At 50.9% G+C, this 26,190-nt stretch carries 27 protein-coding genes, 1 tRNA gene and 2 pseudogenes; 4 read left to right on the top strand and 26 right to left on the bottom strand.

The features are described from left to right. Positions 1-4: 4 nt before the first annotated feature. Genes SCU88_RS06250 through SCU88_RS06240 form a run of 3 tightly spaced genes read right to left on the bottom strand, consistent with a single transcriptional unit; the run spans position 5 to position 3,317 of the window. Positions 5-1,264 (bottom strand): MFS transporter, encoded by a 1,260-nt coding sequence (locus SCU88_RS06250; protein WP_175339493.1) that lies wholly within the window; start codon positions 1,262-1,264, stop codon positions 5-7. A gap of 51 nt (positions 1,265-1,315) precedes the next feature. Continuing rightward, positions 1,316-2,521: an L-rhamnonate dehydratase gene (gene rhmD, locus SCU88_RS06245; RefSeq protein ID WP_175339492.1), complete on the bottom strand. Its 1,206-nt coding sequence runs from the start codon at positions 2,519-2,521 to the stop codon at positions 1,316-1,318. 13 nt (positions 2,522-2,534) lie between these two features. Continuing rightward, on the bottom strand, positions 2,535-3,317 hold the full coding sequence (locus SCU88_RS06240) for an IclR family transcriptional regulator (protein ID WP_138096141.1): 783 nt from the start codon (positions 3,315-3,317) through the stop codon (positions 2,535-2,537). Between the two features lie 424 nt (positions 3,318-3,741). Here SCU88_RS06240 and SCU88_RS06235 point away from each other — a divergent pair, with 424 nt between their 5' ends. Further along, positions 3,742-3,993: a YdgH/BhsA/McbA-like domain containing protein gene (locus SCU88_RS06235; protein WP_175339491.1), complete on the top strand. Its 252-nt coding sequence runs from the start codon at positions 3,742-3,744 to the stop codon at positions 3,991-3,993. Positions 3,994-4,378: 385 nt separating this feature from the next. Here the strand turns inward: SCU88_RS06235 and SCU88_RS06230 are convergent, their stop codons facing one another. The 12 genes and pseudogenes from SCU88_RS06230 to SCU88_RS06175 all read right to left on the bottom strand — a co-directional run bounded on the left by SCU88_RS06230 (position 4,379) and on the right by SCU88_RS06175 (position 12,966). After that, positions 4,379-4,699 carry a zinc-binding dehydrogenase gene (locus SCU88_RS06230; RefSeq protein WP_175339490.1) on the bottom strand — a complete coding sequence of 107 codons (321 nt, stop codon included), beginning with the start codon at positions 4,697-4,699 and terminating at the stop codon, positions 4,379-4,381. A gap of 141 nt (positions 4,700-4,840) precedes the next feature. Further along, a pseudogene (locus tag SCU88_RS06225) lies at positions 4,841-4,993 on the bottom strand (ATP-binding protein); the annotation flags it as partial. Further along, positions 4,960-5,103, bottom strand: coding sequence for a hypothetical protein (locus SCU88_RS06220; RefSeq protein WP_175339489.1), 144 nt, complete (start codon positions 5,101-5,103; stop codon positions 4,960-4,962). The pseudogene SCU88_RS06225 and the gene SCU88_RS06220, both read right to left, overlap by 34 nt. Positions 5,104-5,199: 96 nt before the next feature. Beyond that, positions 5,200-5,982, bottom strand: coding sequence for a 5'/3'-nucleotidase SurE (gene surE, locus SCU88_RS06215; RefSeq protein WP_175339488.1), 783 nt, complete (start codon positions 5,980-5,982; stop codon positions 5,200-5,202). Between the two features lie 70 nt (positions 5,983-6,052). Next, complete coding sequence (locus tag SCU88_RS06210) at positions 6,053-6,325, bottom strand: HPr family phosphocarrier protein (RefSeq protein ID WP_175339487.1); 273 nt, start codon at positions 6,323-6,325, stop codon at positions 6,053-6,055. Between the two features lie 43 nt (positions 6,326-6,368). Next, the gene (locus tag SCU88_RS06205; RefSeq protein ID WP_175339486.1) at positions 6,369-7,208 is read right to left on the bottom strand and encodes a class II aldolase; all 840 of its coding nucleotides are present in this window, start codon (positions 7,206-7,208) and stop codon (positions 6,369-6,371) included. A gap of 5 nt (positions 7,209-7,213) precedes the next feature. Then, on the bottom strand, positions 7,214-7,957 hold the full coding sequence (locus SCU88_RS06200; protein WP_064372022.1) for a GntR family transcriptional regulator: 744 nt from the start codon (positions 7,955-7,957) through the stop codon (positions 7,214-7,216). 180 nt (positions 7,958-8,137) lie between these two features. Beyond that, the gene (locus SCU88_RS06195) at positions 8,138-9,172 is read right to left on the bottom strand and encodes a zinc-binding dehydrogenase (protein ID WP_175339485.1); all 1,035 of its coding nucleotides are present in this window, start codon (positions 9,170-9,172) and stop codon (positions 8,138-8,140) included. After that, positions 9,172-10,683, bottom strand: coding sequence for an FGGY family carbohydrate kinase (locus SCU88_RS06190; RefSeq protein ID WP_175339484.1), 1,512 nt, complete (start codon positions 10,681-10,683; stop codon positions 9,172-9,174). Before SCU88_RS06190 ends, SCU88_RS06195 begins: the two co-directional genes overlap by 1 nt. A gap of 74 nt (positions 10,684-10,757) precedes the next feature. Continuing rightward, entirely contained in the window at positions 10,758-12,149 is a 1,392-nt protein-coding gene (locus SCU88_RS06185; RefSeq protein ID WP_175339483.1) for a PTS galactitol transporter subunit IIC, read from the bottom strand. Positions 12,150-12,160: 11 nt separating this feature from the next. Further along, on the bottom strand, positions 12,161-12,442 hold the full coding sequence (locus tag SCU88_RS06180; RefSeq protein WP_098067254.1) for a PTS sugar transporter subunit IIB: 282 nt from the start codon (positions 12,440-12,442) through the stop codon (positions 12,161-12,163). Between the two features lie 59 nt (positions 12,443-12,501). Continuing rightward, positions 12,502-12,966 (bottom strand): PTS sugar transporter subunit IIA, encoded by a 465-nt coding sequence (locus SCU88_RS06175; protein WP_175339482.1) that lies wholly within the window; start codon positions 12,964-12,966, stop codon positions 12,502-12,504. Positions 12,967-13,955: 989 nt separating this feature from the next. On the opposite strand from SCU88_RS06175, the pseudogene SCU88_RS06170 reads away from it, so the two are divergent. Then, positions 13,956-14,387: pseudogene (locus SCU88_RS06170) on the top strand (tyrosine-type recombinase/integrase); the annotation flags it as partial. A gap of 15 nt (positions 14,388-14,402) precedes the next feature. On the opposite strand, the gene SCU88_RS06165 reads toward SCU88_RS06170, so the two are convergent. The 5 genes from SCU88_RS06165 to SCU88_RS06145 all read right to left on the bottom strand — a co-directional run bounded on the left by SCU88_RS06165 (position 14,403) and on the right by SCU88_RS06145 (position 16,755). Next, a tRNA-Arg gene (locus SCU88_RS06165) sits at positions 14,403-14,479 on the bottom strand. Between the two features lie 105 nt (positions 14,480-14,584). Next, positions 14,585-15,664, bottom strand: coding sequence for a DUF4056 domain-containing protein (locus SCU88_RS06160; protein WP_431810153.1), 1,080 nt, complete (start codon positions 15,662-15,664; stop codon positions 14,585-14,587). Between the two features lie 206 nt (positions 15,665-15,870). Next, positions 15,871-16,092 (bottom strand): DUF2767 domain-containing protein, encoded by a 222-nt coding sequence (locus SCU88_RS06155; RefSeq protein WP_175339481.1) that lies wholly within the window; start codon positions 16,090-16,092, stop codon positions 15,871-15,873. 266 nt (positions 16,093-16,358) lie between these two features. Next, positions 16,359-16,499: a type B 50S ribosomal protein L36 gene (gene ykgO / locus SCU88_RS06150; protein ID WP_138096138.1), complete on the bottom strand. Its 141-nt coding sequence runs from the start codon at positions 16,497-16,499 to the stop codon at positions 16,359-16,361. After that, complete coding sequence (locus tag SCU88_RS06145; RefSeq protein ID WP_138096137.1) at positions 16,486-16,755, bottom strand: type B 50S ribosomal protein L31; 270 nt, start codon at positions 16,753-16,755, stop codon at positions 16,486-16,488. Before SCU88_RS06145 ends, ykgO begins: the two co-directional genes overlap by 14 nt. A gap of 1,112 nt (positions 16,756-17,867) precedes the next feature. On the opposite strand from SCU88_RS06145, the gene SCU88_RS06140 reads away from it, so the two are divergent. Then, the gene (locus SCU88_RS06140; protein ID WP_175339480.1) at positions 17,868-18,599 is read left to right on the top strand and encodes a hypothetical protein; all 732 of its coding nucleotides are present in this window, start codon (positions 17,868-17,870) and stop codon (positions 18,597-18,599) included. Between the two features lie 644 nt (positions 18,600-19,243). Further along, positions 19,244-19,876, top strand: coding sequence for a fimbria biosynthesis transcriptional regulator FimZ (gene fimZ / locus SCU88_RS06135; RefSeq protein ID WP_175339479.1), 633 nt, complete (start codon positions 19,244-19,246; stop codon positions 19,874-19,876). 74 nt (positions 19,877-19,950) lie between these two features. Here fimZ and sfmF read toward each other — a convergent pair whose 3' ends face one another. From sfmF to fimA, 6 genes are all read right to left on the bottom strand, one after another. Next, positions 19,951-20,427: a fimbria assembly protein gene (sfmF, locus tag SCU88_RS06130; RefSeq protein WP_431810152.1), complete on the bottom strand. Its 477-nt coding sequence runs from the start codon at positions 20,425-20,427 to the stop codon at positions 19,951-19,953. A 49-nt stretch (positions 20,428-20,476) separates the two neighbouring features. After that, positions 20,477-21,481, bottom strand: a complete 1,005-nt coding sequence (fimH, locus tag SCU88_RS06125; protein ID WP_175339477.1) for a type 1 fimbria D-mannose specific adhesin FimH — start codon at positions 21,479-21,481, stop codon at positions 20,477-20,479. After that, positions 21,478-24,105, bottom strand: a complete 2,628-nt coding sequence (locus SCU88_RS06120) for a fimbrial biogenesis usher protein (RefSeq protein ID WP_175339476.1) — start codon at positions 24,103-24,105, stop codon at positions 21,478-21,480. Before SCU88_RS06120 ends, fimH begins: the two co-directional genes overlap by 4 nt. Positions 24,106-24,131: 26 nt before the next feature. Beyond that, positions 24,132-24,824 carry a type 1 fimbria chaperone FimC gene (fimC, locus tag SCU88_RS06115; protein WP_175339475.1) on the bottom strand — a complete coding sequence of 231 codons (693 nt, stop codon included), beginning with the start codon at positions 24,822-24,824 and terminating at the stop codon, positions 24,132-24,134. A 26-nt stretch (positions 24,825-24,850) separates the two neighbouring features. Beyond that, a complete protein-coding gene (locus SCU88_RS06110) occupies positions 24,851-25,390 on the bottom strand; it encodes a type 1 fimbrial protein subunit FimI (protein ID WP_175339474.1) in 540 nt (179 codons plus the stop codon). 68 nt (positions 25,391-25,458) lie between these two features. Then, on the bottom strand, positions 25,459-26,025 hold the full coding sequence (fimA, locus tag SCU88_RS06105) for a type 1 fimbrial major subunit FimA (RefSeq protein ID WP_175339473.1): 567 nt from the start codon (positions 26,023-26,025) through the stop codon (positions 25,459-25,461). Between the last annotated feature and the right edge of the window lie 165 nt (positions 26,026-26,190).

Genomic DNA, 26,190 nt, shown 5'->3' with positions numbered 1-26,190 from the left:
TCAATTAGTGGGAAACCGGGTTGGGTTGTTTCGCGCGGCCCGAGCCATGCAGCGTCAGAATCAGCAGCGCCCCAAGGACGGCGCCGCTGGCAAACAGCGTTTCCGCCTGAACGCGCAGGATTGGAGCGATGAATCCCCCTACCGCACCAAACAGATTGACGAAGCCAATGCCCGCCGCCAGCGCGGTACCGGAAAGTAGCTGCGTCGGCATGGTCCAGAACACCGGCTGTACGGCAATAAATCCCGCTGCGGCGACGCAAAGCGCCACAATCGCCAGCAGTGGCGAAACCAGACCGGAGATGCCAATCCCGATCCCCGCCGCCAGTAGCGTTACGGCAGCCACATTGCGCCGCTCCCCGGTACGATCCGAATAGCGCGGAATCAGCCAGGTGCCGAGTAGCGCAAAGATCCACGGGATCGCCGTCACTATCGAGGCGTAAAACCCTACTTTGGTGCCCAGCAGGGCGGCGACCTGACCCGGAAGGAAGAAGATCAGGCCGTAAACGGCTACCTGAATGCAGAGATAAATCGTCGCCAGCAGCCAGACACGCCCGTTACGTAGCGCATCACTCAGCCGGGAGGTGGTTTTGGTCTGCTCTTCGCTGGCCAGTTGCTGAATCAGCGCCTGTTTTTCCGCCGCGTTCAGGAAACGCGCCTGCTGCGGCGAATCATCCAACCAGAAGAAGGTAAACAGCCCCGCCGCTACGGCCAGCAGCCCCTCAATAAAAAACATCCAGAACCAGCCCGCGTGGCCCATAAAGCCGTGCATTTCCAGCAACGCGCCGGAAAGCGGCGAGCCCAGAGTCAGCGCCAGCGGGGCGCCCATATAAAATAGCCCCATAATGCTGGCCCGGTTGCGCTGGGGAAACCACTGAGAGGTCAGGTAGATCATGCCCGGGAAGAAGCCGGCTTCCGCCGCGCCAAGCAGCGTTCGAATCACCAGAAATTTGGCTTCGGTATCGGCCCAGCCCATGGCGGTAGAGAGAAATCCCCATAGCAGCGTGGTGCCGCCAATCCAGTAACGGGCGCCAAACTTACGCATCAACAGATTCGCGGGCACCCCCAGAAAGGCGTAGACCACAAAGAAGATCCCGGCGCCGAGCGCATAGGCTTCGTTACTGAGTCCGGTATCAATCTGATAGCTCTCTTTGGCAAAGCCAATATTGGAACGATCCAGAAATGCCAGGATGTAGAGCACCAGCATGAAGGGGATCAGCCGTGCCCGGTTTTTCTTTACCACGCTATCAATCAGGGCGGTATTCATGAGTATTATCCTCTGAAGGGCTGCGCCACGGCGTGCGCGGCGCTACGAATTTTAGTGGCTGTAAGGGCGCTTCAGATTGCAGTCGCGGTTAAGCTCTACGCCAAAACCGGGCTTATCCAGTACGCTTTTATGCATACGACCATTCACCGGAACCGGTTCATCCAGCAATACAGGGTCAAACTGCGGGCGCAGCGTTGAGCAGTCCGGGCTGGTCATCAGGAACTCGCTGAACGGCGTATTGGTGAAGGTGATCACCGCATGGTGCGAGTAGACTGAAGAGCCATGGGGCACCACCAGTTGGCCGCGGGATTTGGCAATGGCGGCGATCTCCACCAGGGTGGTGAGTCCGCCGCACCAGCCGACATCCGGCTGCATAATGTCGATGCCGGTTTCCGATAGCGTTCGGAAAGACGCCAGCGTGCCGTGATGTTCACCGCTGGTGACCAGCATGCCGGGCGGCACGCTGCGCTTCAGTTCCCGATAACCTTCGTACTGCTGGGGCGGCAGGCATTCTTCAATCCACTTCAGGTTATAGGGCGCGCAGGCATGGGCCAGTTTGGTGGCGTAGTTCACATCCTGGCTCATCCAGCAGTCGAGCATCAGCCAGAAGTCCGGGCCGCATTTTTCCCGGTATTCCGCGACCATCGCCGCATCCTGGCGGATCCCGGCATCGCCGTCATGGGGACCAAAGTGGGTCGGCATTTTCCCGCCGATAAAACCCATCTCTTTGGCCAGATCCGGCCGTGCGCCGGTGGCGTAAAACTGGATTTCATCGCGTACCGCGCCGCCAAGCAGTTGGTACACCGGCAGATCAACCACCTTCCCGAACAGATCCCACAGCGCCAGATCGACGCAGGAAATGGTATTCATCACCAGACCGCCGGATCCGGAATAGAACAGCGTGGCGTTGAGCATCTGATCGTGAATCAATTTAATATCGCTGACGCATTTACCTTCAATAAAACGGTTAAGGTGTTTTTCGACGATAAAGCAGCCCATTTCTCCGGCTGTCGATACCGCAAATCCGGTCTGGCCATTTTCCGCCTCCACTTCGACAATCAGGGTCCCCAGCACGTTGATTCCGAAGGACTGACGCGACTGTTCATACTCTGAGTATTTGCTCATCGGCGTGGCGATATGGTCGTCGATCCAGTGCTTTTCTCCCTGGTCGTGATAGTCGCCGCCACCGGCCCCTTTTTCCGCCGTGGCGCCGCCAAGAAACCAGGCCCGGACGTGTTTAATTTTCGGTAAGGTCATGATGTTCTCCATGTCAGGATGCGTGTTGTTCAAAGGGGCTTTTCCACCCCAGCAGACGTGAAATATCTTTGGCGCAGGCAATGGCCTTCCCGGCCAGGTAGTCGCGATTATCGTCATTGATTTGCAGACGAGTGCCGACCACCGATATCGCCGCCACCAGTTGATTACTGGCGTTAAATACCGGCGCCGCCACGCAGCGCACGTCGGGGTAATCTTCGCCGTTATCGAAACTCCAGCCCCTGGCGCGAATACGAGCCAGCTCTTCACGCAAGCGCCCGGGATGAGCGATGGTGGTAGGGGTCGCCTGTTGCCAGTCAAGGCCGCCGATAATGGCGTTTTGCACATCTTCCGTCTGCCAGGCCAGCAGACATTTGCCAATGCCGGAACGATAGAGCGACAGGGTTTTCCCTTCATGGGAGCGCACGCTGATGGTGGCGGAAGACTCTATCTTGAGGATGTAGTAGGCGTTTGCGTGGTCGATGATGCCAAGGTGGCAAAGCAGGCCGCAGTCGTCCATTAATTGCGTCAACCGCGGACGAGCCAGTTCGCGCAGATCCATGCGGGCCAGGGCAAGGCCCGAAAGTTCCACCAGCCGGGTCCACAGGCAGTAGTTATCACGGTGATCGGTACTGAGAAAGCGCTGGCGCTTCAGCTCGCCCAGCAACAGATAGGCGGTGCTTTTCGGGATTGCCAGCTCGTCGATGATCGTCGCCGCGCTACAGGGGCCAATACGACCAATCAGATCGAGTATCTCAATGGCCCGGGTCAGCGCCGGGACTTTAGTTGATTCCAACATACTGGACTCCAATCCGGTGTAATGGAATCAGTGTTGTCGCTGAGCCGCACCCAAAGTGTGAACAACATCAAAGTCCCCACCACGCCCGAGCTTTGAGCCTTTTATTTATGGGTAAATGGGATATAGCGCACGGATTTTTTTATCGGCTGTACAACTGGTTGGACTGCAAGGGGCATAGCCTGTCAGGCGGGAGGGAGAGTGGAGCCGGAAAGTTGGGAGATGGGCGTTCTTTTTGTTTATCTATCCCTGGAAGACATTATTAATAAGCCCACTCGGTTTTCAAAATACGTTCAATCCTGACAATTTTGTCATATAACGGTCACGCCTGCGACAGCTTAGACCGGTATATTTATCGCTAAAGCCAGAGAACATATTTTCTGGCGAAATATCTGGTTAAAACATTCACCTGAAAGAGGTACGCATTATGAAATCACTAATCATTACTACATTTTTTATGGGATTAATTTCAGTGAATGTCGCATATGCAGCGCAGGAAATTAATCATGCCGATGGGAAAGAGAAGATCGGGGTCGTGTCCGCTGGTAATGCCTATACACTTGATGATTTATCTAATAAACTTTCTCACAAAGCTGATGAAAAAGGCGCGTCATCATTCAAAATTCTGTCCGCAACGGGAAATAACCTGTTGCACGGCGTAGCAGAGATCTATAAATAAATAGCTACAGGATTCAAACACACAAATTATATGAATGTTTTATATGGATAAATTTGTATTCGATAAAATTTATACCAACATTTATACCAACAGATAAATTTGTTAGAAAATACAGCCCATTATCGTTGAGCCAGCATACCCGGATAATGTAGGGCAATGATAAAGGTACGGCAGAGTAAGAAGACGGGTAAAATAGATTTTTTCGATCAATTTTGCCTTATTGAACTATTTTATACATAGATAAAATAGTTCAATAGTTATTGTTTGATAGGCGTAAACTTTATTTATTATAGCAATTGATCGTTGAGACAGATCGATGTGCCGAGAAGAAGGAATATCCCCTGTATCTCATTGATAATACATGGATTGTAGAAGTACGATGTCGTCAACGTATCCGGCAGGGTGCAATACAGCATTCACCGTCTACATTATCAATCCTGATCATACCCATTAGAACCACCACACCGCCTTTCGCCGCCAGAAGCAGGGATGAGCCGATCCCTGCAGCATTACCGGATGATTCAAAAACGACATCGACACCTTTGTCACAGGTGATTTCAAGGAAACGGGATAAATAGTTTTCATATTTGACACAGAAGGTTGCCGTTACCCCTGTTTTCGTCGCGACCGCGAGTTTATCTTCGTCGGTATCAAAAGCAAATACGTCCCCCGCACCGCAGATTTTTGCCCATTGAACGGCAAGCAAGCCGATAGTACCTCACCCGACAATAGCTACACTGCTACCAGGCTTGATATCAACTTACCGCATGCCATGCACAACTGTCAACGACGGGTAAAAAGTGATCCACTTACATCTCCACCGACGATCTAATATTGATCCACCGTTTTACTCAGGATTAGCTTCAGCGATAACCCCGGCCTTTCGTTTCTGTTTCAGTCGATAGCTCTCTCCTTTTATTTGAACAACGTGTGAGTGGTGTAAGATCCGGTCCAGCATCGCGGATGTCAGCGCCGCATCACCGGCGAACGTCTGATCCCACTACCCGCTGTATGTACTTTAATCAGAACATCATTTGCATTTTCAATTTCAGGTTTCCGCACATCTTCAAAGCAGACGTCCTGTACACCATACAAATCCAGTGCCTTCATCGTGACCTCACTCTTCGGCATCAGGGTTGAAAACTCGAATGTGAAAAAATGTCACCCTCACAAGGGCGACAAAAAACACACACGCCATGTCAGGGATTAGTGCGAAGAACTCAGATCCATGGAAAGCTGATGCCAGCTTTCCATGGCCGTTCTCTCAAACATTAAAGGCGTGACAGAGATATATCCTTCTGAAATCGCTCCTGCTTCACTATGCTCAGGAAACCCGGCGACTCCATGCTCCACGCGGATCCAGTAATAATCTTCTCCGTGTGGATCTGTTGTGGGAATAACCTGTAATCCTTTCACTTTGCCAATCCCCTGACGCGTGGCTTTAATTCCCTTCATCTTGTCCTCAGGCAAGTCAGGAAAATTAATGCTAAGGCAGCAATCAGTTGGTAATCCTCGACTGATTAACGTGTTCAGGACGGGCAGGCAAAATGTTTCTGCGGTACGCCAGTTCACCGCATCTTCAGGTCGCTTGTCCTGACTCAGGGCGACTGACGGAACGCCAAGCAAGAGGCCTGTGATGGCCGCTCCGACAGTTCCAGAAAGAACGGTTTCAAAACCGATATTGGAACCATTGTTAATGCCTGACAGTATCAGTTGCGGAAGTTGCTCCTTCATCAAATGCTGGATTGCCATCGTGACACAATCAGCCGGAGTACCATGCACGGCATATCGGCGCTCCCCCCGTTGTTCCACTCGAACCGGTTCTCTGAGGCTAACAGAGTTAGCCACGCCGCTTTTATCAGTTGCAGGCGCCACAACCCAGACTTCATCGGCAAGCTGTTGTGCCACATCCTCAAGCAATTTAATTCCCGGCGCGTCAATACCGTCATCATTGACAAGTAAGATTCGTTGTAACCATTTTTGAGCCACAGGATTACCTCCCTCTCAGGGATAAATAAAGACCAGTCCAGGATATATAACTTACCGGAAATAAAATGGATTATTCTTCTTTCTCGCCAAAGCCGCTGGCAAATAACCCTTTAATTTCATCCATCAGAACCTGTTCGTCAGGTCCTTCGCAGATTATCTCTATACTGGATTTTCCTTTAACTCCGGCTCCCAATACACTCATCAGGCCTTTAATAGCAGTCTCTTTGCCATTATTGATAAGCGTAACAGAAGACTCATATTTTTTTAGCGTTTTAATAAACGTGGCTGCAGGACGTGCGTGCAGGCCTGTGCTATTTACAACACGAATATTTTCTCGAATCATTTTTATATCCAACTCTCAATGCTGAATAAAAGTAAAAGATATATCAGGAGGCCTTGTTCATCATCAGAATTTTACTATAGACGTCAGCTTCCACCGCATCTTTCGCTCCCGACATTACTTTTGCCAGGTTTGCTTCATTGTTATTTTTAGTCCATGCCTGGCCGACGGTAGTAATAAATGCCTTACGCAGGTCGCTGGCAATATTAAGTTTCACGACGTTATAGCTCACAAAACGGCGGATGATAGCTTCATCGATCCCGGACCCGCCATGAATAACCAGCGGGCACGGACATACTTTAGCGATCTCTTGTAATAAAGGGATATCAATGCGCGGAATATCTTCAAGGCCGTGAACGTTGCCGACGGAAACTGCCAGCATGCTACATCCAGTATCTTCCACAAAACGACGCACCTGATTGACATCCGTCTTACAGTCAGCCTCACTGACGTGGTCATCTTCTTTACCCAGAATCGCGCCAAGTTCCGCTTCTACAGGTACGCCAAACGATTTACAGAAATCTACAGCTTCTTTAGTAAACGCAATATTTTCTTCATACGGCAACTCTGCACCGTCAATCATCACTGAGGTGAAGCCTGCACGAACAGCTCGCTTAACATCATCCAGCTCTTTACCATGATCAAGATGGAGACTGACCGGCACATCCATGGTCGCAGCACGTTTACGCACGATTTCATAGATATAGTCATAACCCGACAGTTTTGCGTTTGTCGGCGCTATCTGAATAAAGTTAGGCAATCCTGAACGCTCAATCGCGTCCAGAATCGAAATAGTGGTTTCCAGGTTGGTGGTGTTGAAGGCACCAGCCAGAACACGTTTTTCACGGATACGATCGAGCAAGATATTACCGTTTACTAATGGCATGATATTTACCTCTTTCTTCGTTGAAGTACTGTACCCAAATAATATTTATCTGATTTCAGCCATACGTTGCCAAAATCAAATGGCATATGATTATCGAGGAAAACCAGTTGTTCCAGATGAAGCACCGGTGCTTCTTCATTTACTTCCAGATAGTGTCCCCGTTCACTACCCACAATTTTCGCGGCATAGCGACTTTCAGAGTATTCAATTGTTCTTCCCGTCATGGTTTCGACGGTCTGAAACAGGTTATGCTTATTAAAATCAACCTCGGTTATTCCCGGACACAGCGCCATATTGATTCTGTTTTCAATTAACATGACCCTTTCCCCATCCACACTACGGATCCGTTTAAGGAAAAAAATGGGGGTGCCGGGATCGATCTGCAACTTTTCCGCCACTCCTTTTGAGGCCTTCTCGATATAGGAGTCAATCACCTCGGTTGTAAAAGATAAGTGCTGACTTTCAAGCGACTCTGCGAAAGAAAGCAACCCTTCCCCCAGTGAGTAAGAGATATTCTCTTTTTTCACAAAGGTCCCCTTTCCCTGAACCTGAACCAGCAAACCCTCATTTACCAGCATGGTGACACCTTTCTTTACCGTGCCACGACTGACCTGTAGGATTTCCATGATCTGATTTTCAGAGGGAATCCTGTCTCCTTTACTCAGTTCACCTTTATAAATTTTTCCGCGAACCCACTCAGAAACTTGCATATATAAAGGAATTTCAGAGTCTTGCAGTATGGTACTCATGTGATGCTTCTCCTGTGTAGATCATCTGTATACAAGTATGAACAACTCTTGATAATACAGCGTTTTCAAAAATTAAACTATATGACCAACTTCACAGTTTCAGCCCCACATACTGATGCTCGTACGGCACCGCTCCCCATGCTGCAGACGGCCCCCGCACAGATAATGGGGGCACAACCTTTATACGTCAGATTTAATGATAACTTTCAGTACGTCATTATCTGGATTGGAAGCAAAATCAATCGCTTCAGCCATCCGAGACAGCGGCCAAGTATGAGTGATCATGTCCTTCGTATTGATTTTGTCTTTTTCCACAATCTCAATCGCTTCCTTCATGTCATAAGGGGTCAATGAGTAGGTGCCAACGATTGAAATTTCATCCCGGAACAGTCTGCCTGCATCAATTTCCACCACCGGGTTTTTATCAAATGGCGAGAACACAATAATTCTCCCCCCACGACGTACAACATTGACGGCTTGAGAAACCAGGGACGAGACCCCTGCGGCAATGATCACCACATCAGGCCCTTTCCCCTGCGTGATTTCTGCCACGCGGGTTTCAACATCTTCGTTTGCCGGGTCGATTGCGTGGGTTACCCCTACCTTCAGCGCCAGTTCACGCTTGAACCGGGAAAGGTCGGAAACAATCACCGTTGAAGCACCTTTTAGCGCCGCCAACTGTGCACTAACCAGACCAATAGTTCCGGAACCCAGAACCAGTACCGTATCTTTTGGGTGAATATTGGATGATTTCAGTCCATGTAAACAGCAGGCGACAGGCTCAATCATTGCCGCTCGGTCCCAATCAAGACTGTCAATAATTCGGTGCGTCAGATGTTCAACATGCTGGCGAGGGATACGAATAAACTCGCTGAACCCGCCGGGTTCAAGATTTGTTTTCTTGAACTGATCGCACAGGGTGAAGAACCCCCGGTCGCAGTAATGGCAGTTAAAGCAGGGAACATGAATGGCGGTTACCACACGCTCACCAACCCGGTAGCGGGTAACATCCTTGCCAACTTTCACCACTTCCCCCGACACTTCATGGCCGAGGATTATCGGGCCGGTCACCGTCTGGTTCTGCGCTTTATGAATGTCAGTACCGCACAGGCCACAGGAATGCATTTTGATGAGCATGTCACCGTCGCCAATTTCTGGCTCCTCAACATCTTCATATCGAATATCATTTTTACTGTAGTAAACGCTGGCTTTCATTAGTTAACTCCATTGCAGAGACGCTCAGTACGCATCTTGGATTCATAAAGCGGTTTGTAGACCTGAGTGTAAATTGCCTGATAGTGAGTCACGGCATCACTCTCCGGCAGGTAGCGTCGGGTCTGTTCTTCACTTGTTACGGACAGACACTCCACTTCCACACCGACAGCTTTCGCAGCCAGCATGGCGGCCCCTTTGCTCACAGCCTCATTGACATTACATGCCACGATTTCCCGGTTAAGAATATTGGCCTTAAGCTGTAACCAGTATGGGTTTTTACAGGCAGCGCCAATCACATTCACAACCGGATAATTATTCCCTGTCAGCGTTTCGTATAAATCCAGCAGATTGCGAAGTTCGAAACACAATCCCTGGAACACAAAGCGCAGAACATCCTCCGGTCGTGACTTATCATCAAGACCGTAAATTAGTGCACGGGACCAGGTATTTCTGTCCGGAGGGCCACTACCCCGCAGATGGGGAATGAAGATGCCGTCAAGCTCACTGGCCACTGCCATATCTCGCTCGTTACGCAGGGTATCCACCATTCTCAGAAATGCAGGCATATCGAGTTCAAAGAGGTTTCTGAACCATTCGATGGCATACCCGGCAGAAGGCAGTGAGGCATAAAGGGAATGAAGCCCCGGAAGCACATGCACACCATTTGACACTCTGGCTCGGAAAAAACGCCCGGTGTTATTGACCGCTTCGGTCACTACCAGTAATCCTTCGGTCGTTCCTGTGGAATTCAGGATCTGATCTTCACGGGTCAGACCGACAGCCACGGAACCGCACATATGATCATGCCCTGCAATGGCGACACGGGTATCCATTGTCAATCCGGTCCGTTCAGAAACATCAGACGTAACGGTACCAATCGCAACACCGGCCTGAACCAGCGGACTGAACAAAGATGGAGAAAGCTCAGCCGCATGTATGAGCTGTTCATCCCAGTCCATCTCAGCGATGTTTAATGCCATCGTCCGTGATGCCAGAGAATATTCTGAGCGTTTCACGCCGGATAATTTGAAGGCAATGAATTCCGCAAGGCATAACCATTTACAACCTTCACGGGCATTACTGTTATTATCCTGCAACCACTTAATTTTATTGACGCTGTAATTAGAATGAGCAGGAATACCGGTTATTTCATAGATATGTTCAATATCCATTGCGGAAATAATATTTTCCAACTGCTGTTTGGGGCGAGTGTCATACCAGGTTAGAGCTGGGCCAACGACATTATCATCATTATCAAGCAGGACACCAGATTCTCCCACGCTGGCAACCGCCACTGCGCTGATTTGCTCAGCATTATCCAGATTATTCGTTATCGTTTTGAGACCATGAAGTACCCCGTCCCAGATGAGGTGAACATCAAAATCAGTATTTTCTCCGTCCTCAACTTTGGGCGTACCAAAACTATACTGATTAATTAACTCCAGAGAAGGAATTGTAAACAAACACACCTTACAATTGGTCGTACCAATATCGATTCCGATCGTATACATCACTCTCCCCTTTTTGCAAGGGACTACGTTTGTTTAATTCAGAAGCAGATCTCTCTACTTCTGAATAGACAGGATTATTTTGCTACTGGAATATCTGCCGAAGTGACTTCATTTTCTGCTGCCTCTTCTGCTTTCAGCTGTTTTTTAGTCACACGATATAGCCACAAACACAGCAGGAAGATGACAGGAATAAGCACCAGGGCAATACTATTTCCTTCAAAGATTTTGACTGCCCAGAAACGATACGGATTACCGCCATCCAGCAGGCTGGAAATTTCACCGCCAGTTTTCACTGGGAAATTCATATCTTTGGCAATTTTCGTCAGAATCGGCGCTGCAGCTGAAGCCACATACAGATTCACTGCCAGACATGGAATGCCAATGATGAACGCTCTGACAATATTGCCGCGACAAGCCAGCACTACCATGGAAATCGGTACCCAGATATTCGCCAGGTCACCCAGTGGCAGCAAGCGGTTACCCGGCAGAACTACCGAGAGCAATACAGCAACCGGGATCAGCAAGAGTGCAGTGGACAATACTGACGGATGCCCCACCGCAACCGCGATGTCCAGTCCAATGTATAAGTCGTGGCGGTCAGGATAACGTTTTTTAAGGAAACTACGCACCGCGTCTGACAATGGAAGTAAACCTTCCATCAGCAACTTAACCATGCGAGGCATAATCAGCATCACCGCACCAAGGCTCATCGCCAGGTTAAGAACGTCTTTGAGATCATATTCTGCCAGCAGACCAATCCCCGCCCCCAGAATGACCCCTAACATCATCGGCTCGCCAAAGACACCAAAACGCTTCTGAATCTGATCTGGATCGGCATTCAGTTTGTTAATGCCGGGAACTTTATCAAGCACCATATTTCCCAACACACCGATCGGGAAGAAAATAACCGACGATAGCGTTGGCAGCGAAATACCAGGTAGATTGAAGTACTTCTGAATCATCGGGGCACACCAGTCTGCCATCACAAACGTGATCGCTGCGGTGACACCTGCAATCAGCAAACCAAAGAAGAAATTACCGGTTACCCCGTAAACCATCGCGCCGACCATCGAGAAATGCCAGAAGTTCCAGACATCAATATCAACCGTCTTAGTCCAGTTCAGGGTTAGCATTAACACGTTAATACCGATAGTCATCGGCACAACAAATGGCGCAATCTGAGAAGCCCATGCAATGGCTGCCAGCGGAGTCCAGCCCAGGTCTACAACCGGCAAATCGATTCCAGTGTGGTTGACCATTTCCTTGGCTGCTGGCCCCAGACTGTCGACCAGTAAGCCAAAGACCAGAAAGATACCGATGAAACCCATACCGATGGTCAGCGCCGAGCGTATTGCCCTGCTAAAACCTGTCTGAAGACACATTGCCATGATAAATATAATTATCGGCAACATGACCGTCGGACCAAGTCCCAGAATATACTGGATGGCGGAAAATACTTTATCCATCTCGCTTACCTTTATTGTTTAAGGATGGCTACGATTTTTTCAAGTAACTCTTCTTCGCCAAATCCAGTCAGCAGAGGAAGACCATTAAGAACAGGTGTCTTCAGTTCCGTTTTAACCGCTGATGTCACGATAATTAAATCAGCCATGCCATCCTGTTTACCAATGGTGCCAATATTCGACTGCATCGGTTCAACATTAATTCCCTGAGTTTTGCAGTACTGAACCACTTTTTCAGTTGCTACCGCAGAAGTCGCAATACCACTAGTACAAGCGAAGATGATTTTTTTGTTCATTTCAGACTCCAGATATTAATGAGGGTAATGAGGTAAGAAAAAATTCACGCTTAGGGTTTTTAATAAAGATTCTTTGCCAGAAGTTCCATAACGTCATCCTTTGATTTCGCCCAAAGAATTTGATCCATTTCATTGCTGCGCTGAAAAAGCGAAATGAGCTTCATCAGAAATTCCAGATGCGCATCTTTTTCTTTCAGCAGTAAAAAGAAAATGACATTCACCTTCATGGTGGAGTCGGGATCCTCTGCCTGATTAAATACGATCCCCTCAGGACAGGTGACCACAACCAGTTTCTCTTCCCGGACATGCTCAACATCGACATGAGGGATCGCGACCCCCATTTTTTCCAACTGCATTGCCGTGGGATGATTTTCTTCGCGGGCGATCAATGCCTCCGGGTAGCTCTGTTCTACATAGTTTTTTGAAAGCAATAACTTACTGATAGAATTGAAAAGAATGTTTCTATCCAGGGGGGGCTCATTCAGGAGAATGAGTTCAGGTTCAAGTCTAGAATTCAAAGACATAACAGTTGGCCTCATAATGGCTGTCAACGTTTAAGTATGTAAGAAGATGACGGGTATACTTGTCTATGTACAACTATATTCAACTTGTTTAAAAGTTACTCCCAACCACATAAATAGCGCAACCAGCGTCGTTAAAATTTGAGTCTAAGTTCACAAAAAAGTATCTACCTGTTTTTTAACAGGGATGACCAAAACAAAAAAATACAAAATAAAATCAAAATGTTATTTGGAATTAATGACCTTATCCATTTTCCATGGACTTGAGTCCATACAGAGAGTCTAAATTCCGCTCCTGGCACGAAGCGGATGAGTTAACTAAACGGAAGGTCCGCTGAGAGCGAGGAACGGAAGTTCACATTAAGGTGAGGTGTTCACAGGTGTCACCGCCCACAGCAAGCTCCCACCCATGAGCCCCACCTATAACGGCCTTATTGTGTCGTCATTCTGAGCGGATACGCCGGGAACGAGCCATCAGCATTGAGGAGTTGGACATGGTCACTCTGCGGAACAGTACACGCCTGGTTTACTTCGGCTACACGGGTACCGAACGCCCCTTTTAATGCAGTTGGAAATGTCGGGCGTCAATGATAATGAGAGCCCGGCTATGTTAACCTGATGTGACACAGAACCGGGAGGCATACATAATGGGTAAGAAGAAAAAGGGGCGCGGATCGGCAATCCGGTAGCGCGTGCAGCTGCTGAAGCAACAGAACGCAAGCGCATAGCAGACGCTCAGGCAATGGCGACCAGTCATAGACATAGCGAATTAACCAGGGACGACCTGCTGGATGATGACGATTTAGATGAAGCAGAGGATCTGATAGATGCCTTCATGGAGGAAGATCCACAGTGGTCGGTGGAAGGTGGCCGCGAGTAGCCGTGGACGGTAACATCTCAAATCATCCGGGCGTTTGATGGCTATGCGCCTCTCAGTGAGGTGAAAGAAAGACCGGAGACTTCAGTTTAGACTGGTACTGTTTTCAGGGGGAAGGTCAATAGGTGTGGCACTAAACGATACAGCATGCCGAGTTCTGCGTGAACAGATTGGACATCACAACAAGTGGGTGTTTGTTCACACAAAAGCTAAGCACAGATCAGATGGGACGCTGACACCATCGGTGAGGAAGATGCGGGTGGACGACCAGAAAGCATTCAAGGCCGCATGCAAGAGAGCGGGCATTGAGGGTTTCAGATTCCACGATCTAAGACACACGTGGGCAAGCTGGCTCATTCAGTCTGGCGTCCCATTATCTGTTTTGCAGGAAATGGGTGGATGGGAGTCAATCGAAATGGTTCGCAGATATGCTCACCTGGCTCCTAATCATCTGACCGAACATGCAAAGCAAATAGACTCAATATTTGGGGTTTGCATCCCAAATATGTCCCACATGGATAATTCGGAGGAAATCAAAGAGGCGTAACCTGCTGATTTTTAATGGTACGCCCTACAGGATTCGAACCTGTGACCCACGGCTTAGAAGGCCGTTGCTCTATCCAACTGAGCTAAGGGCGCCCGGAGAGGCTTCATCTTACAGAATAAAGTGGCTGAATTATACGTTCAGCCACAGGTGAGTCAATGGCTTTGGCGCCATGTGCTGGTGTTATAACCAACGACCGCTTAACGCTGCCGCTTTTGCAGCAGTACCCTGTCGGTGGCGGCGGCGTGTTGGGCCAGAGCCGGGAAGTCATGCGGTGCGTAGAAGGTTTCCGGTGCTGGCAGCGCTTTCATATCGTTGGTGGGGTAGATTCGCAGTTCGCCGAGTTGCGCCAGCGTCAGCTCGCCGATACGCTGCGGCAGGGCCAGCGGTCGGGGTTCCCGCGTTTCGCTGGCGAGCGGCGTGGGGGAGCGTCGATCGCCCACATCATAATTACGATTAAGTACCAGAAACTTCTCCGGCACCCGCCGCTGGCTGTCCCACCATTCACCATCAACGTCGCGGAAACGCTGCTCCGTGCCTTTCTTATCCAGTGCCTCAAGGTTATTCAGGGCTGCATGTAACGCCTTGTCCATCGCCTGGTCATACGCCTGTAGCGAACCTGCCTCACCCTGCAATATCACCCGGGCCGCCAGCCTGGCCCCCAGCAAATTCGAGTAGAGATCTTCCGGCGAGAAGGCGGATATTTCTTCCGGGAAGCCCGGAACCGATTCAAAACCGTACCACTGGGCAATTTCATGCCACTGCGCCATCTGCCAGGCCAGATGCGCGGCAAGCCACACCGCCAGTTCGTAACGTCGGGCGGGCTCCGCCGGCGGCGTAAAGCGGTTTAGCTGAATACGCCGCAGGCCCAGTTCATTGCTGAAAAAAATCCGCCCCTCCTGCCCCAGCTGTGGGTAAATCTGCGAAAACAGATACAGGGTGTTGTCGGCGGTATCCCGCACGTGGGCGATATCGATAAAACCGCCGCGCCGGGTGTAGATAAGCCCGTTGCGCTCTTCGCTAATCCCCATCAGGTTTTTCAGCGCTCCGAAGGTACTGTCGTTGTACTGATGGTGGCCAAGCGTTTCCAGGGTCAATACGTTGCCTGGCTGATAGAGCGGCACCGGAATATTCAGCGCGCTGACGTGCAGATTGTGGCCGAAAGCGCAGCAGGGGCGCAGCGATTCCGGTGCCGGAATGAGCGGAACCGGAGGCTGAAGCCCATGAGCCTCACGGGCGTAAGAGTGACCGACGAAGCCAAACAGCGACAGGCAGGTCATCACCACCATCAATAATCGAACCAAAATGTCTCTCCGACATAAAAGGGAATCAGAAATGATCGCCACGCCCCGGGTGACAGAGCGTGGGCGGCAGTGTAGTCAGGAATAATGGCGTATCGCTACGCGGAATGTGCCGACCCGTCACTGGCCAGCGCTTTTAAGAGGATTCCCGGCACAGGAGGGGCACCGGGTGCGACCAGTGGGTGTTATTCAACAAAGTAGAGTGCCGCCCGGTTCTCTCCATAGCCTAACAGGGCACTACAGGCTTTCCAGTAAAGCAGGATCTTATCCTCGTCCTGCTCATGCTCGGCTTTTTCTTTAATCAACATAGCCAGCGTTTCACGACTGACTTCGCGATTTTTAATTACCAGTTCGAGGAGAGCTTCACCAAAAATAGATGCTGCTACGGCTCTTTTTTCATCTGTCATTAACTCAGCCTCCTTTTTTTGATCTCAGTCAAAATATAGATGAATCCCCGATTGGTGTTGCCTATCGCTGTAATCAATAAGCAAAATGGAGTTATCTGATTGCTAAGGAGGAATTTACCGGGCGTAAATAAACAAAAAAAGGTTAATTTTTGGACTAAATAGCAATTAATGACAAAGATAAATTAATTACCTTGCGCGACTTTATTCATTTTTAAGTGATTGAGACTCCCGGAAGCATTCCATCGCTTCGGAAGTCTGCATGTCAATTAACGTTTTTTCTTTCTGCCCTGTACCGCTTTAAACCGCGGGTTAGTTTTGCAGGCAACATACAGCCTTCCCTTGCGTCGAACAATGCGGCAGTCAGGATGCCGCTGTTTTGCGCTGCGTAATGAGTTAACGACCTGCATCCTTTCCTCCTTTAAAGAAACGGCCAAAGCGCTGGTTAAAGCGCGCGGCGCTGCCTTCGCTGGTCAACATCTTCTGTTTACCGGTATAGAACGGATGAGACACCGACGACACATCGATGGTGACATAGGGATAAGTTACGCCTTCCAGCTCTATCTGGCGCTCGGTACGAATGGTGGACCCCACTTTGATGTAATGATCGGCGCTGGTGTCGTGGAACACTACCGTTCGGTAGTTCGGGTGAATGCCTGGCTTCATAGATGCTCCTCTTTAATTAATTATGTTATAACATAACAATTATGGATTGTAGAGAAATCGCTCCCTTCTGGCAAGAACTACGCGAGTCCCTGCCCGGCAACGCTTCCCGCCCCATGGAACATCAGACGCTTTCTTCCCCCTACCAGGAAGAAACCAGGCGAGAACTCATCCCTCCAGACGCACAGTTTAAGCCGGGTAATATTTTTACAGCGTATGCCTTTCTCTATGATCCCGCAGTGCGGCTGCCTCTGCTGATAAATATCCAGTTAGTTCCTGACAAGGAGAAATAAACGATGATCGCTATTGCTATACAGGATGGGAATACCCATTTCTGTCACGGCATCCGTATATTAATTGACAGAGCCAGCCAGAAGATGAACATTCCCTACGTTATTTTACCTGCTGAACATGCTGATATCGCCAGACTATTATTTATCTCGATAACCCATTTCCGACAGTATCAGAAACAATGGTACCTTCCCTGTTTGCCTCAACATCAGCAGCTTGTCATTATCAGCAGCCGACGGGAAACCAGCAGCCTGGCCCCACGCCCCTGTTCATCCTCCCCGCCTCGCCTGTATCGGGAAGAGAGCGTCGAAACGGTCAGCCGTAAGATTGGCGACTGGTTGCTCTGCACCCATCTCGACCAGTGCCTTATCCCTACAACGAGCTGCCATCGCTGCCCAACGCGTCACCTTAGCCCGTTTGAAAAACGGTTTCTCAGCCTGCTGATAAATAATTATTCGCTTATCCGCACCGCCACTATTTTGCGAATGGATAACGCCCGGGCCCGGGCTTTATATCAGTCAATCATTCAAAAACTGGATAGCCGAAGCCGGGAACAGCTTCGTCATTGCATCAGGTCCCTGTAATAGATTCATATCAGGCAGCGCAGCCGCCGCCCTGCTCCCCACATTTTTCGCATTTTTTGAGTTTTTTCCCGGCATTTATTAGGTCAAAACTGATTCATCATCTCGTCTGAAGGTCGCAGAATCTCGGCTTATCCAGGGGACGATCTAAGAATAATGCCGGAAGATACCGATCATCGAGACCATCTGTTACGGAAAAAATATTGCGCATGCCGGGTCTGTCCTGGTCGGAGAACGCCGCAGATGAGCGATCTGGCGCGTACCGCCAGACGAAGCCGCCGGATTCGCTCCGGGCTCCGGGTATCGGGCAATCCCCCGGTGATACCGGCATTTTTCGACAGTCTGGAATCGATACATCAACAACTCATTTCTTCACATATCCCCGACATCCGGACCGATACCTTGCTGATTACAGCCGATCGCTTTCTGGGGCATGCGTTAAGTCACAACTCCCCCCATGGGGACTTTATGCAGGTGGATCACAGACTGGAAGCACTTCCCCAATCTCTGCTTCATCACGACATCCGGCGGCTGATTGTGGACCCCATTAGTCTGAGTCTTCCGCTGATTATGTCGCTGAATATATTGCGCGCCACAGCACATAATCACCCACATTTACGACTCTTTATACTCGCGCCAGAACATCCCCAGGGTTTACTTCGCTTTATCGCAGCCAGTGGCCCTTTTACCGTGGTAGCGCGTCAGCTTCGAACCCGCGAGATATACCGCGCGCTCGCTGCCGCAGCCCCCCAACCCTCTTTTCCGCATCGCTGGCGGATGTCGCCACGCCTGTGGCAAATAGTGCAGGCCATGAGTGAAGGTCAGTCGCTCAGATCTATCGCCCTTGTACAGAATCTTCCTTACCACCGCGTGGTCTATCAGCTCAATCGACTGTCATCCCGCCTTGAACTTATTCCACGCCGCCGTTTTCTCACGCTTCTACATCATCTCTCATTACCTGGTGATATGTTATAAACCTCTATCTTGATTTATCTGACATTTCCGGGCTTACTCAATCATAGGAAATTACTCATTTATTTGTGCTCTATTTGTTAACCATTAACATTAACCCAACATTTAAAACTATTCCTGGTCATGCTATAAACGCTCTGTTCGCCCATAATAGATTGAGCAAACAGCCTGTTATCTCAGTGACACCGCCATTAACCATGCAAAATAACAGTTTTTATGGCGATGCCTCCCCTCCTAAAAAACACAGCATAAAAATAACAATCAACACTAACCACTGTTTTTAAAAGTTATGATTGCGTTAAATTTTATCCCCCAAAAAAACACAGGATAAAAAACCAAACACAAGATATGATATTTCTTAGAGCAGAACATCATGATACAAACCTCGATACGTCCTGGTAACGTACTTTTCCATAAAAACTTACCGGGTATAATCAACTTTCACCATCAATAATAAAAACATTTACTATCAAGGACGAGGCTCTATCAGCATTTCATTTCTGCTTATGAATACAGCAAGATATAAAAACACTGTACGCCAATGGATATCTAATGCCGCATCAGGGATTATCCATAGCTTTCATCCTCCGGATGATTAACACGATCCGTAAGAATATCAATTACTAAAACAATTTGAGGCATGAATAATGAAACCGGCATCCGTAATAATCATGGACGAACACCCTATTGTAAGAATGTCTATTGAGGTTTTACTACAACGAAATAAAGATATTATCGTCACATTAAAATCTGATGACAGCAGGGAAGTACTCAGCTACCTGCGCCGTCAGTCTGTCGATCTTATTATCCTTGATATTGAGCTTCCAGGAACCGACGGATTTACGTTGCTGAAAAGAATCCGGAGCCTGCAGAAGCAGACAAAAGTTTTATTTTTATCTTCTAAATCAGAGGGTTTCTATGCTATCAGGGCGATGCGCGCTGGCGCCAACGGATTTGTCAGTAAGCGCAAGGATCAGAATGATATCTACAATGCAGTCGAGATGCTGCTGGCTGGTTACTCTTTTTTTCCCTCCGACACCCTTAATTTCATCAATAGCCATCGCTCGCGCCGTGGAGAATTAAATGAGACGCCACTGTCCGATCGCGAAGTCACCGTATTGCGTTATCTCGCCCACGGTTTATCCAATAAAGAGATCGCTGGACAATTACTTTTAAGCAATAAAACCATTAGCGCCCATAAAGCAAACATCTTTGCCAAGTTGGGAATTCACTCTATCGTGGAGTTGATCGATTATGCCAAGTCACATGAACTTTTATAGCATTAACGGCCTCTGACGGTAACGGCCAGACACATCACTGAATATGATTTCGATGATGCGTCTGGCTATTTCGCTCAGTAATAATTAATCATAAATGTTGCATCGGCATTGGCGCTACCGGCAGTCACATTATCGCTAATTGCAATATAATTAGCGAAAAACTGCAATGTGGCATTGCCGTCGTTATCCACGACCACATCCTGACTTTCGCTGGCAAGCGCCAGTCGCTGCCTGTCGCCGTCACGTATTTCTACCGCCACATTACCGGCGCTGCTGCCGTCGTCTAACGCTAATAGCGAAGGCACCGAAGCCGCACGCCCGGAAAAGGTAATGGAAACCGAACCCGGCGGGCACCCCATCAGCCGCAGACTAAAGGGCACCAGCGAACTGGTGCTGCCTGCCGTGGCCAGTTGTTTTGTCGCCCAACGGCCCAGTTGGACGGTTTTATCGGCATCTCCCGGCGCGGCAACGCAGCTCAAATCCACCACGTTACCTCGCAGCTGGATATTGATTTCCCCAAGCGAAGCAGCGCTGGCCAGCCCGGGGAGCATCAATGCCAGCAGCAACCCGGCCTTCTCTGTTTTACCCATCGCTTTCCCCTTAATCATAATCCACGCGTAAATAGCCTCTGGCCGTGAAGGGTCCTTCGGTAGGCTTATTACCGGTGATGCTAACCGGCCAGGCACGAATGGGCACACTGGCGGCAGCGCTGCTATCGAGCCGGAAACCAATCTTGCTGCTGAGGTTGTTCGGCGTCAGTATGGCTCCGCTACCATCGGAAACTATAAAGCCCAGATCGCTATTGTCGGAAACCATCGCGGTTCCAGACGCTTGCTCCGCTTCCAGCCGCAAAGAGAGCCAGGCCTGGGCGTCAATGTTGGTGCACTTAATGGCCACCGTTTTGGTCTGCGGGTTCACCCCTTTCGGGGGATTTCCGGCCCCGGCCTGGCTGAACAGCGAGGCGCCGATATCGCCGAAGTCGAACTCAACCACCTGACCGGCGTTAATCTCACAGCTCTGAGGCACCTCTACCCGCCCGCTGTAGCTGATGGTATAAACTGGCGTTACCAGCGGGTCGCCCTGGGCGGTAGTAACATAGACCCGGAACATGGTCTGGCGCGGTATTAACACCATATTGATAAAGGGCCGGGTGACCTTCAGGCGGAAAACCAGCTTAGAATCCTTCACCGGAAAAGGTTTCTGCTTTGGCACATTGGGGTGGCGCCCCATACGGATGTCGTCCTGAGGGGGGAAAAAACGTCCGGCAAAGTCGTCGGTAATGCTCATCGCCCCATCCAGATAATCATTCAACTTCAGATAGTGGAAACCGTCCTGGGTGCTCTGTACCGGCAGATCGCTGACGTAGCTACGCCAGGTGTAATCCACCGTCGTCCCCGCCGGGCAGATAGCCTGAACGCCTACCCAGCCAGACTTTTCCGTGAGCTCAACAACCTGCCCCACGCTATTATTGCTGCTGTTAAAGGCCTTCGACAGATCGTAGGAGATATCCGTCGCCATGCCTTCAGAGTTCCTGCAAGCCTCAGCCTGGGCGGGCAACGCCGCCGCCAGCAACATGAGCGCCGCCAGAGTCATCACTATTTTCATTGCGATCCTTCCTGAGTCATCCCCGATACCGACAGGCAGTTGGCGGCGGTTATTGCCACCGGTTTATTCATTACCGATGGCGGCAGCGCATAACGAGCCAGACAGCGCATATCAGCGCCTTCTCCCCACTGCGCCAGCAACTGTCCCTTCAACGGCAGCCCGCTAATCCAGGCCTGACCTTCATCGCCCACCATTCCGACGGCGCCGCTGCGCACTTCGCGAACCGTCGCTCCGAACGGGACCAATCGTCCGTTATGATTCAGGGCGATTAGCGCCCGAACCCCGATACGGGCATCGAAATCCGCCCGGACCAGCGCCCCCTGAGTCGGCACCACGCTACTGACGTTGCGTTCAATATCGGTATGGTTATTCATGCTGTTGGTATCCAGCGCAATACGGTTGTAGCGATATACCGTGGCGTAGGGCACCACCGCATAACCGCGCCAGTCTGTCTGTACGCCGGTTTGGTTTTCTATCCGCACGCCGGAAGCGCCCGGCGCTTTAATCAGCACATTAGTATCCCCCAGCGCTTGACCCAACGTGATGCCGTTAGCGTGCGCTACCGCACCGCCGGAAAGCTGCCAGTTGTATTGATGCTGGTTGCGATCGTAGTTATATCCGGCTCCCAGGGTGCCATAGGTCCCCTGCCAGTTGGCGTTCAGACTACCGCTACTGCCGCTGGTATTGCTGTGGCCCTGGTTGACGCTGTAGTTCAGGTTATGCCCTTCCAGCAACGTGCCGCCAACGCCGGTTTGCCAGCTACTGTTACCGTCAGAGTTACGGCTGGCGCCAAAGGTCGCATAAGCGCGATCCAGCGCGGTTTCTCGCAGATAGTGACGCCCGGTCAGGGTGCTGAGCGGCACTGATAGATTTAATGCGACGATGCGATCGCTGTCGGAAAGCCCCATCGATTTATTCCAGGACCAGGAGAGCGAGTAGCTAATACCGCGCCAGCCGCCGGAATAGCCCAACTGATACCAGGTGTTTGATTCGCTGGTGCCCCAGTAAGTCTGCTGGCTGCCCGAGACATAAAGCGAGCCATAGCCCCCCAGCGACTGAGAAAGGTTGATCTGGAAGCGCCCCTTCTTGCTGTAGCGTAGGTTATGGTAGCTGCGCGCCACTGGTACCCGGTGGCCGTCACCGTCGCTATCCATTTCATACTCGTAGCCTTCGATCGAGCGCCAGGCCACATCATCCAGGGTATAAAAGCCGCGCGTGGAATAGCGATAGCCCAGCAGTTGAAAGTTAGTGCCATAAGGGTTTAGCGATTTGGCATAGAGAAAGCGTAGGGACTGCCCCTGGTGCCTGCTGCCATCGGAAAGCTCGCTGTTGGCGTGGGTCATATCCAGTGAAACGGCGCCCCACTCCCCCATATTCTTACCGGCCCCCAGGGTGACCGCCTTATAGCGCGATGCCACCTGGCTGCCGCCATACAGGGTATAGCCCCTGGGCAGCCCGGCAATGGCCGTTCCCTGTACGAAAAAAGGGGTGGACTGCTGGGCGCTGCCGCTGCGGAAGTCGCCAGCCACCAGCTCATACTTCAAACGCCCTTCACGTTGCAGCATCGGTACCGTGGAATAAGGCACCGTATACTGCTGGCGGCTGCCGTCTTTCTCTTCCACGGTCACTTCCAAATCGCCGCTGGACGAGGTGGGGTTAAGATCGTTGATGGCGAATGCCCCGGGCGAGACATAGCTCTGGTAAATCACATAACCATTCTGGCGTACCACCACTTTGGCGTTGCCGCGGGCGATACCGCGCACGGTCGGCGCATAACCCTGTAGACTATCCGGATACATGCTATCTGAAGAACTTAACCGCACGCCGCGAAAGCCCAGACTGTCGTAGACTTCATTACCGCTATTGCTGTCGCCCATCACCAGATCGGATTTCAGCGCTACCACAGCGCGCTGTACCCAGGTCCCGATATTCCGCCAGTTGCCGCCGCTACCGCTGGCGTGGCTCCAGCTACCGTTATTACGCAGCCGCCACGGGCCATAGTTAAGACCACTTTGCAGGCTCAGATAATAACTGTCATCCCCGGAGCCACGGTTGCCAGTAAAGCTATAGTTCAGCAGCGCGGCTGGAATACCTTCATCCCACTCTTCCGGCGGAATATAGCCGCGGGCGCTGTTACTCAGCGACGCCTGAGGCAAACTGATGTTCAGGCGCAGCGCCGCAAAGTCCAGATCGGCCAGAGCCCCCGGAATCGTCTGTTCCAGCGCCACACACTCTCCTTTCCGGTATTTTTCCAGAGTCGGAAAGGCACGCATATTGACACCCAGTCGCTTCAGCCAGTCGCTGTCCAGGCAAGGGGTCAGACCGCTGGACTTCGTTGATGCGCCGGGGGCCTGCGGCGCTTCGTCAAAACGGATATCCCGGCTGGCAATAAATTCATCATTGCGCCAGACATCCACCCGATAAACGCCAGGCGCCTGACCGTGACCTTTAGCAAAACGAGTCAGGTCCGCCACGCTTGCGATATCTTCGGATAAAAACGCCGGGTTAAAGTAACTTTCACCATAGCCGCTGACGGGATACCACACCGACATTAACGCTGCCAGAGCGGCCAGCCGCGGTCCATCCCTGCCCGTCCTGGCGCGGCATCTCTGTGACCTTTTCATGCTCTCTCCGTCATCCTGATGCCGCTTTAGCGCACAGCACCGCTTTGCACCGGCGTCAACGCGCCATAGTCATTTACGGTCTGAAAAGTGATACTGCCCTGCGCCGTTCCCAGGCTGACTCGGGCGTTCTGGCGGGGAGGGATCATGGTGTTAGGCAGTTTCATCCCCCCCATCTTCAGGTTGACCAGCGTGACGTAATAAGGGGTTGGGTTATCAATCACCAGAGCGCCGCCGCTGCGGCTAAAACGCAACTTCGCACGCGCCTCTTCCGGCTGCATACTCAGTTTCGTCGGGCGGACGAACAGCTTGATACGCGACAGAATCGCCAGTTGCAGAACGTTCTTACCCTCGACGCTATTCTTATCCACCGCCGGAATCGCCTTCACATTCATCCAGAATAGCGATTCGCGATCGTCAGGCAGCGGTTCACCAACGTAGATAATCCGCAGGGTATTTTCGCTTTTCGGCTCGCTCACAAACAACGGCGGCGTCACTACAAAACGTTTATCTTTCTTTCCCGCATCGTTATCAATCCAGGCATTAATCAAATAGCGATCGCGAGTATCGCTATTGGTAATCGCCAGAGAAGTCTGCTGAGCATCGGCAGGATAAATAACCCGGGTCGCCCCCAGTGCCACGCCGCCAGCCGCCTGGCTGGTAAAAGGAAGAAATAACAGGAGCCAGATAAAAAATGCGCCTGTTTTAAAATAATTGTTCATTAAACGCCACCATCAAAATAAAAAAGTCAGGGATAAACCAGCGTGAACCACAGAGTGGAATGAACCTGTCCCGGCGTTATTTCCCGGGAGACAGCGCGATAGCGCGCAATAAAATGCAGAGCGTTATCTCTGGATGTCACCAGGGACTGAACGCCAGGAATAATGAGTTGCCGCCCGGCGTCAAACAGCGCCAGACCGATACCACTGCTGATATCGCGACCGTTAACCCGAGTGGCCGCCAGAAAGACCTGAGGATCCTCACCTGGCGTTTCGCCATTAAAAATAATGCCCACGCTGCGCAGGACATCGGGGCGACAACCAATGAGCCGAACGCTAAAGGGCACGCTTAGCGGCGCATAGCTCCCCACATCGGAAAAGAAGTTGCTACGATAGCTCCCCATCTCCACGCTCATATGACGGCTTTGAGGCGCCACGGCGCAGGCGCCATTGACCAGCATCCCCTGCAAATGAAGCCGACCGCCGTCGATAATGGTGATGCTCCTTGCCAGCGACAGGCTGACAGGAGCCAGAACCAGGAGCAGCGGCAGCCATTTCCTTATCTTCATCTTGCTTCACCCCCCTGCCAGAAAAGCGGCCCCTTCCCTGGGGCAAACCTTCATCCTTGCGCGTACCGTTACTCGTATTTCATTACGAAGGTCGCGTCGGCATTAGCCTGACCGGCAGTAGCGCTGGCCGCAGTGGCCTTATAACGTGCGCTGAAGTTCAGGGTGTTGGCGCCGTCCACCAGCGCCTGAGCGGTAGAGAAGCTGGAGCCGTTCGGCGTCAGCACTTTAGAAGCGCGGTCCATAATTTCGATACCCACGCCGCTCGCAGTGGTGGTGTTATCGCCGGAAACGATTGCCAGCAAAGTCGGATCGGTAGCGTCAGTCTGGCCGGTGAAAGCGACGGAAGCCGTAGAAGAAACGCTGGTGTCGCAATCATTCAGTACGATGGTGAACGGAACTTTTGCGCTGGTATCGCCGACTTTGGTGAAGGTTGCGGTACGGTACTGGCCAAGGTGTACGATTTTGTCGGCGGATTCCGTGCTTACGGCGCAGGCCGCATTAACCAGATCGCCTTGAAAATGGATGGTTCCGCCGTTAACCACAACCGGAGCCGGGGTCGGATCGGCAGCATTCACGCTCCCGGCGACCAGCATAGCGGCAGACATTACGCTCAGAGCAATTTTATTCAGTTTCATTAATATTCCTTGAATTAACACGCACCCGGAAAATGCTCCCTGCATAATTCCGTTTTAGCCATTACCGGCATAAATAGGCCGGAAAACACTCCGCATCCTTTTGGAGTCAGGCGTTGCCGTCAGAAAATAAATCGTCATAACCTGAGAGGCTGGCGATTAACGACA

This window comes from Jejuibacter sp. L23 (assembly GCF_050815825.1).
Taxonomy (GTDB): domain Bacteria; phylum Pseudomonadota; class Gammaproteobacteria; order Enterobacterales; family Enterobacteriaceae; genus Jejubacter; species Jejubacter calystegiae.
This window is presented reverse-complemented; position numbering and strand designations above follow the sequence as displayed.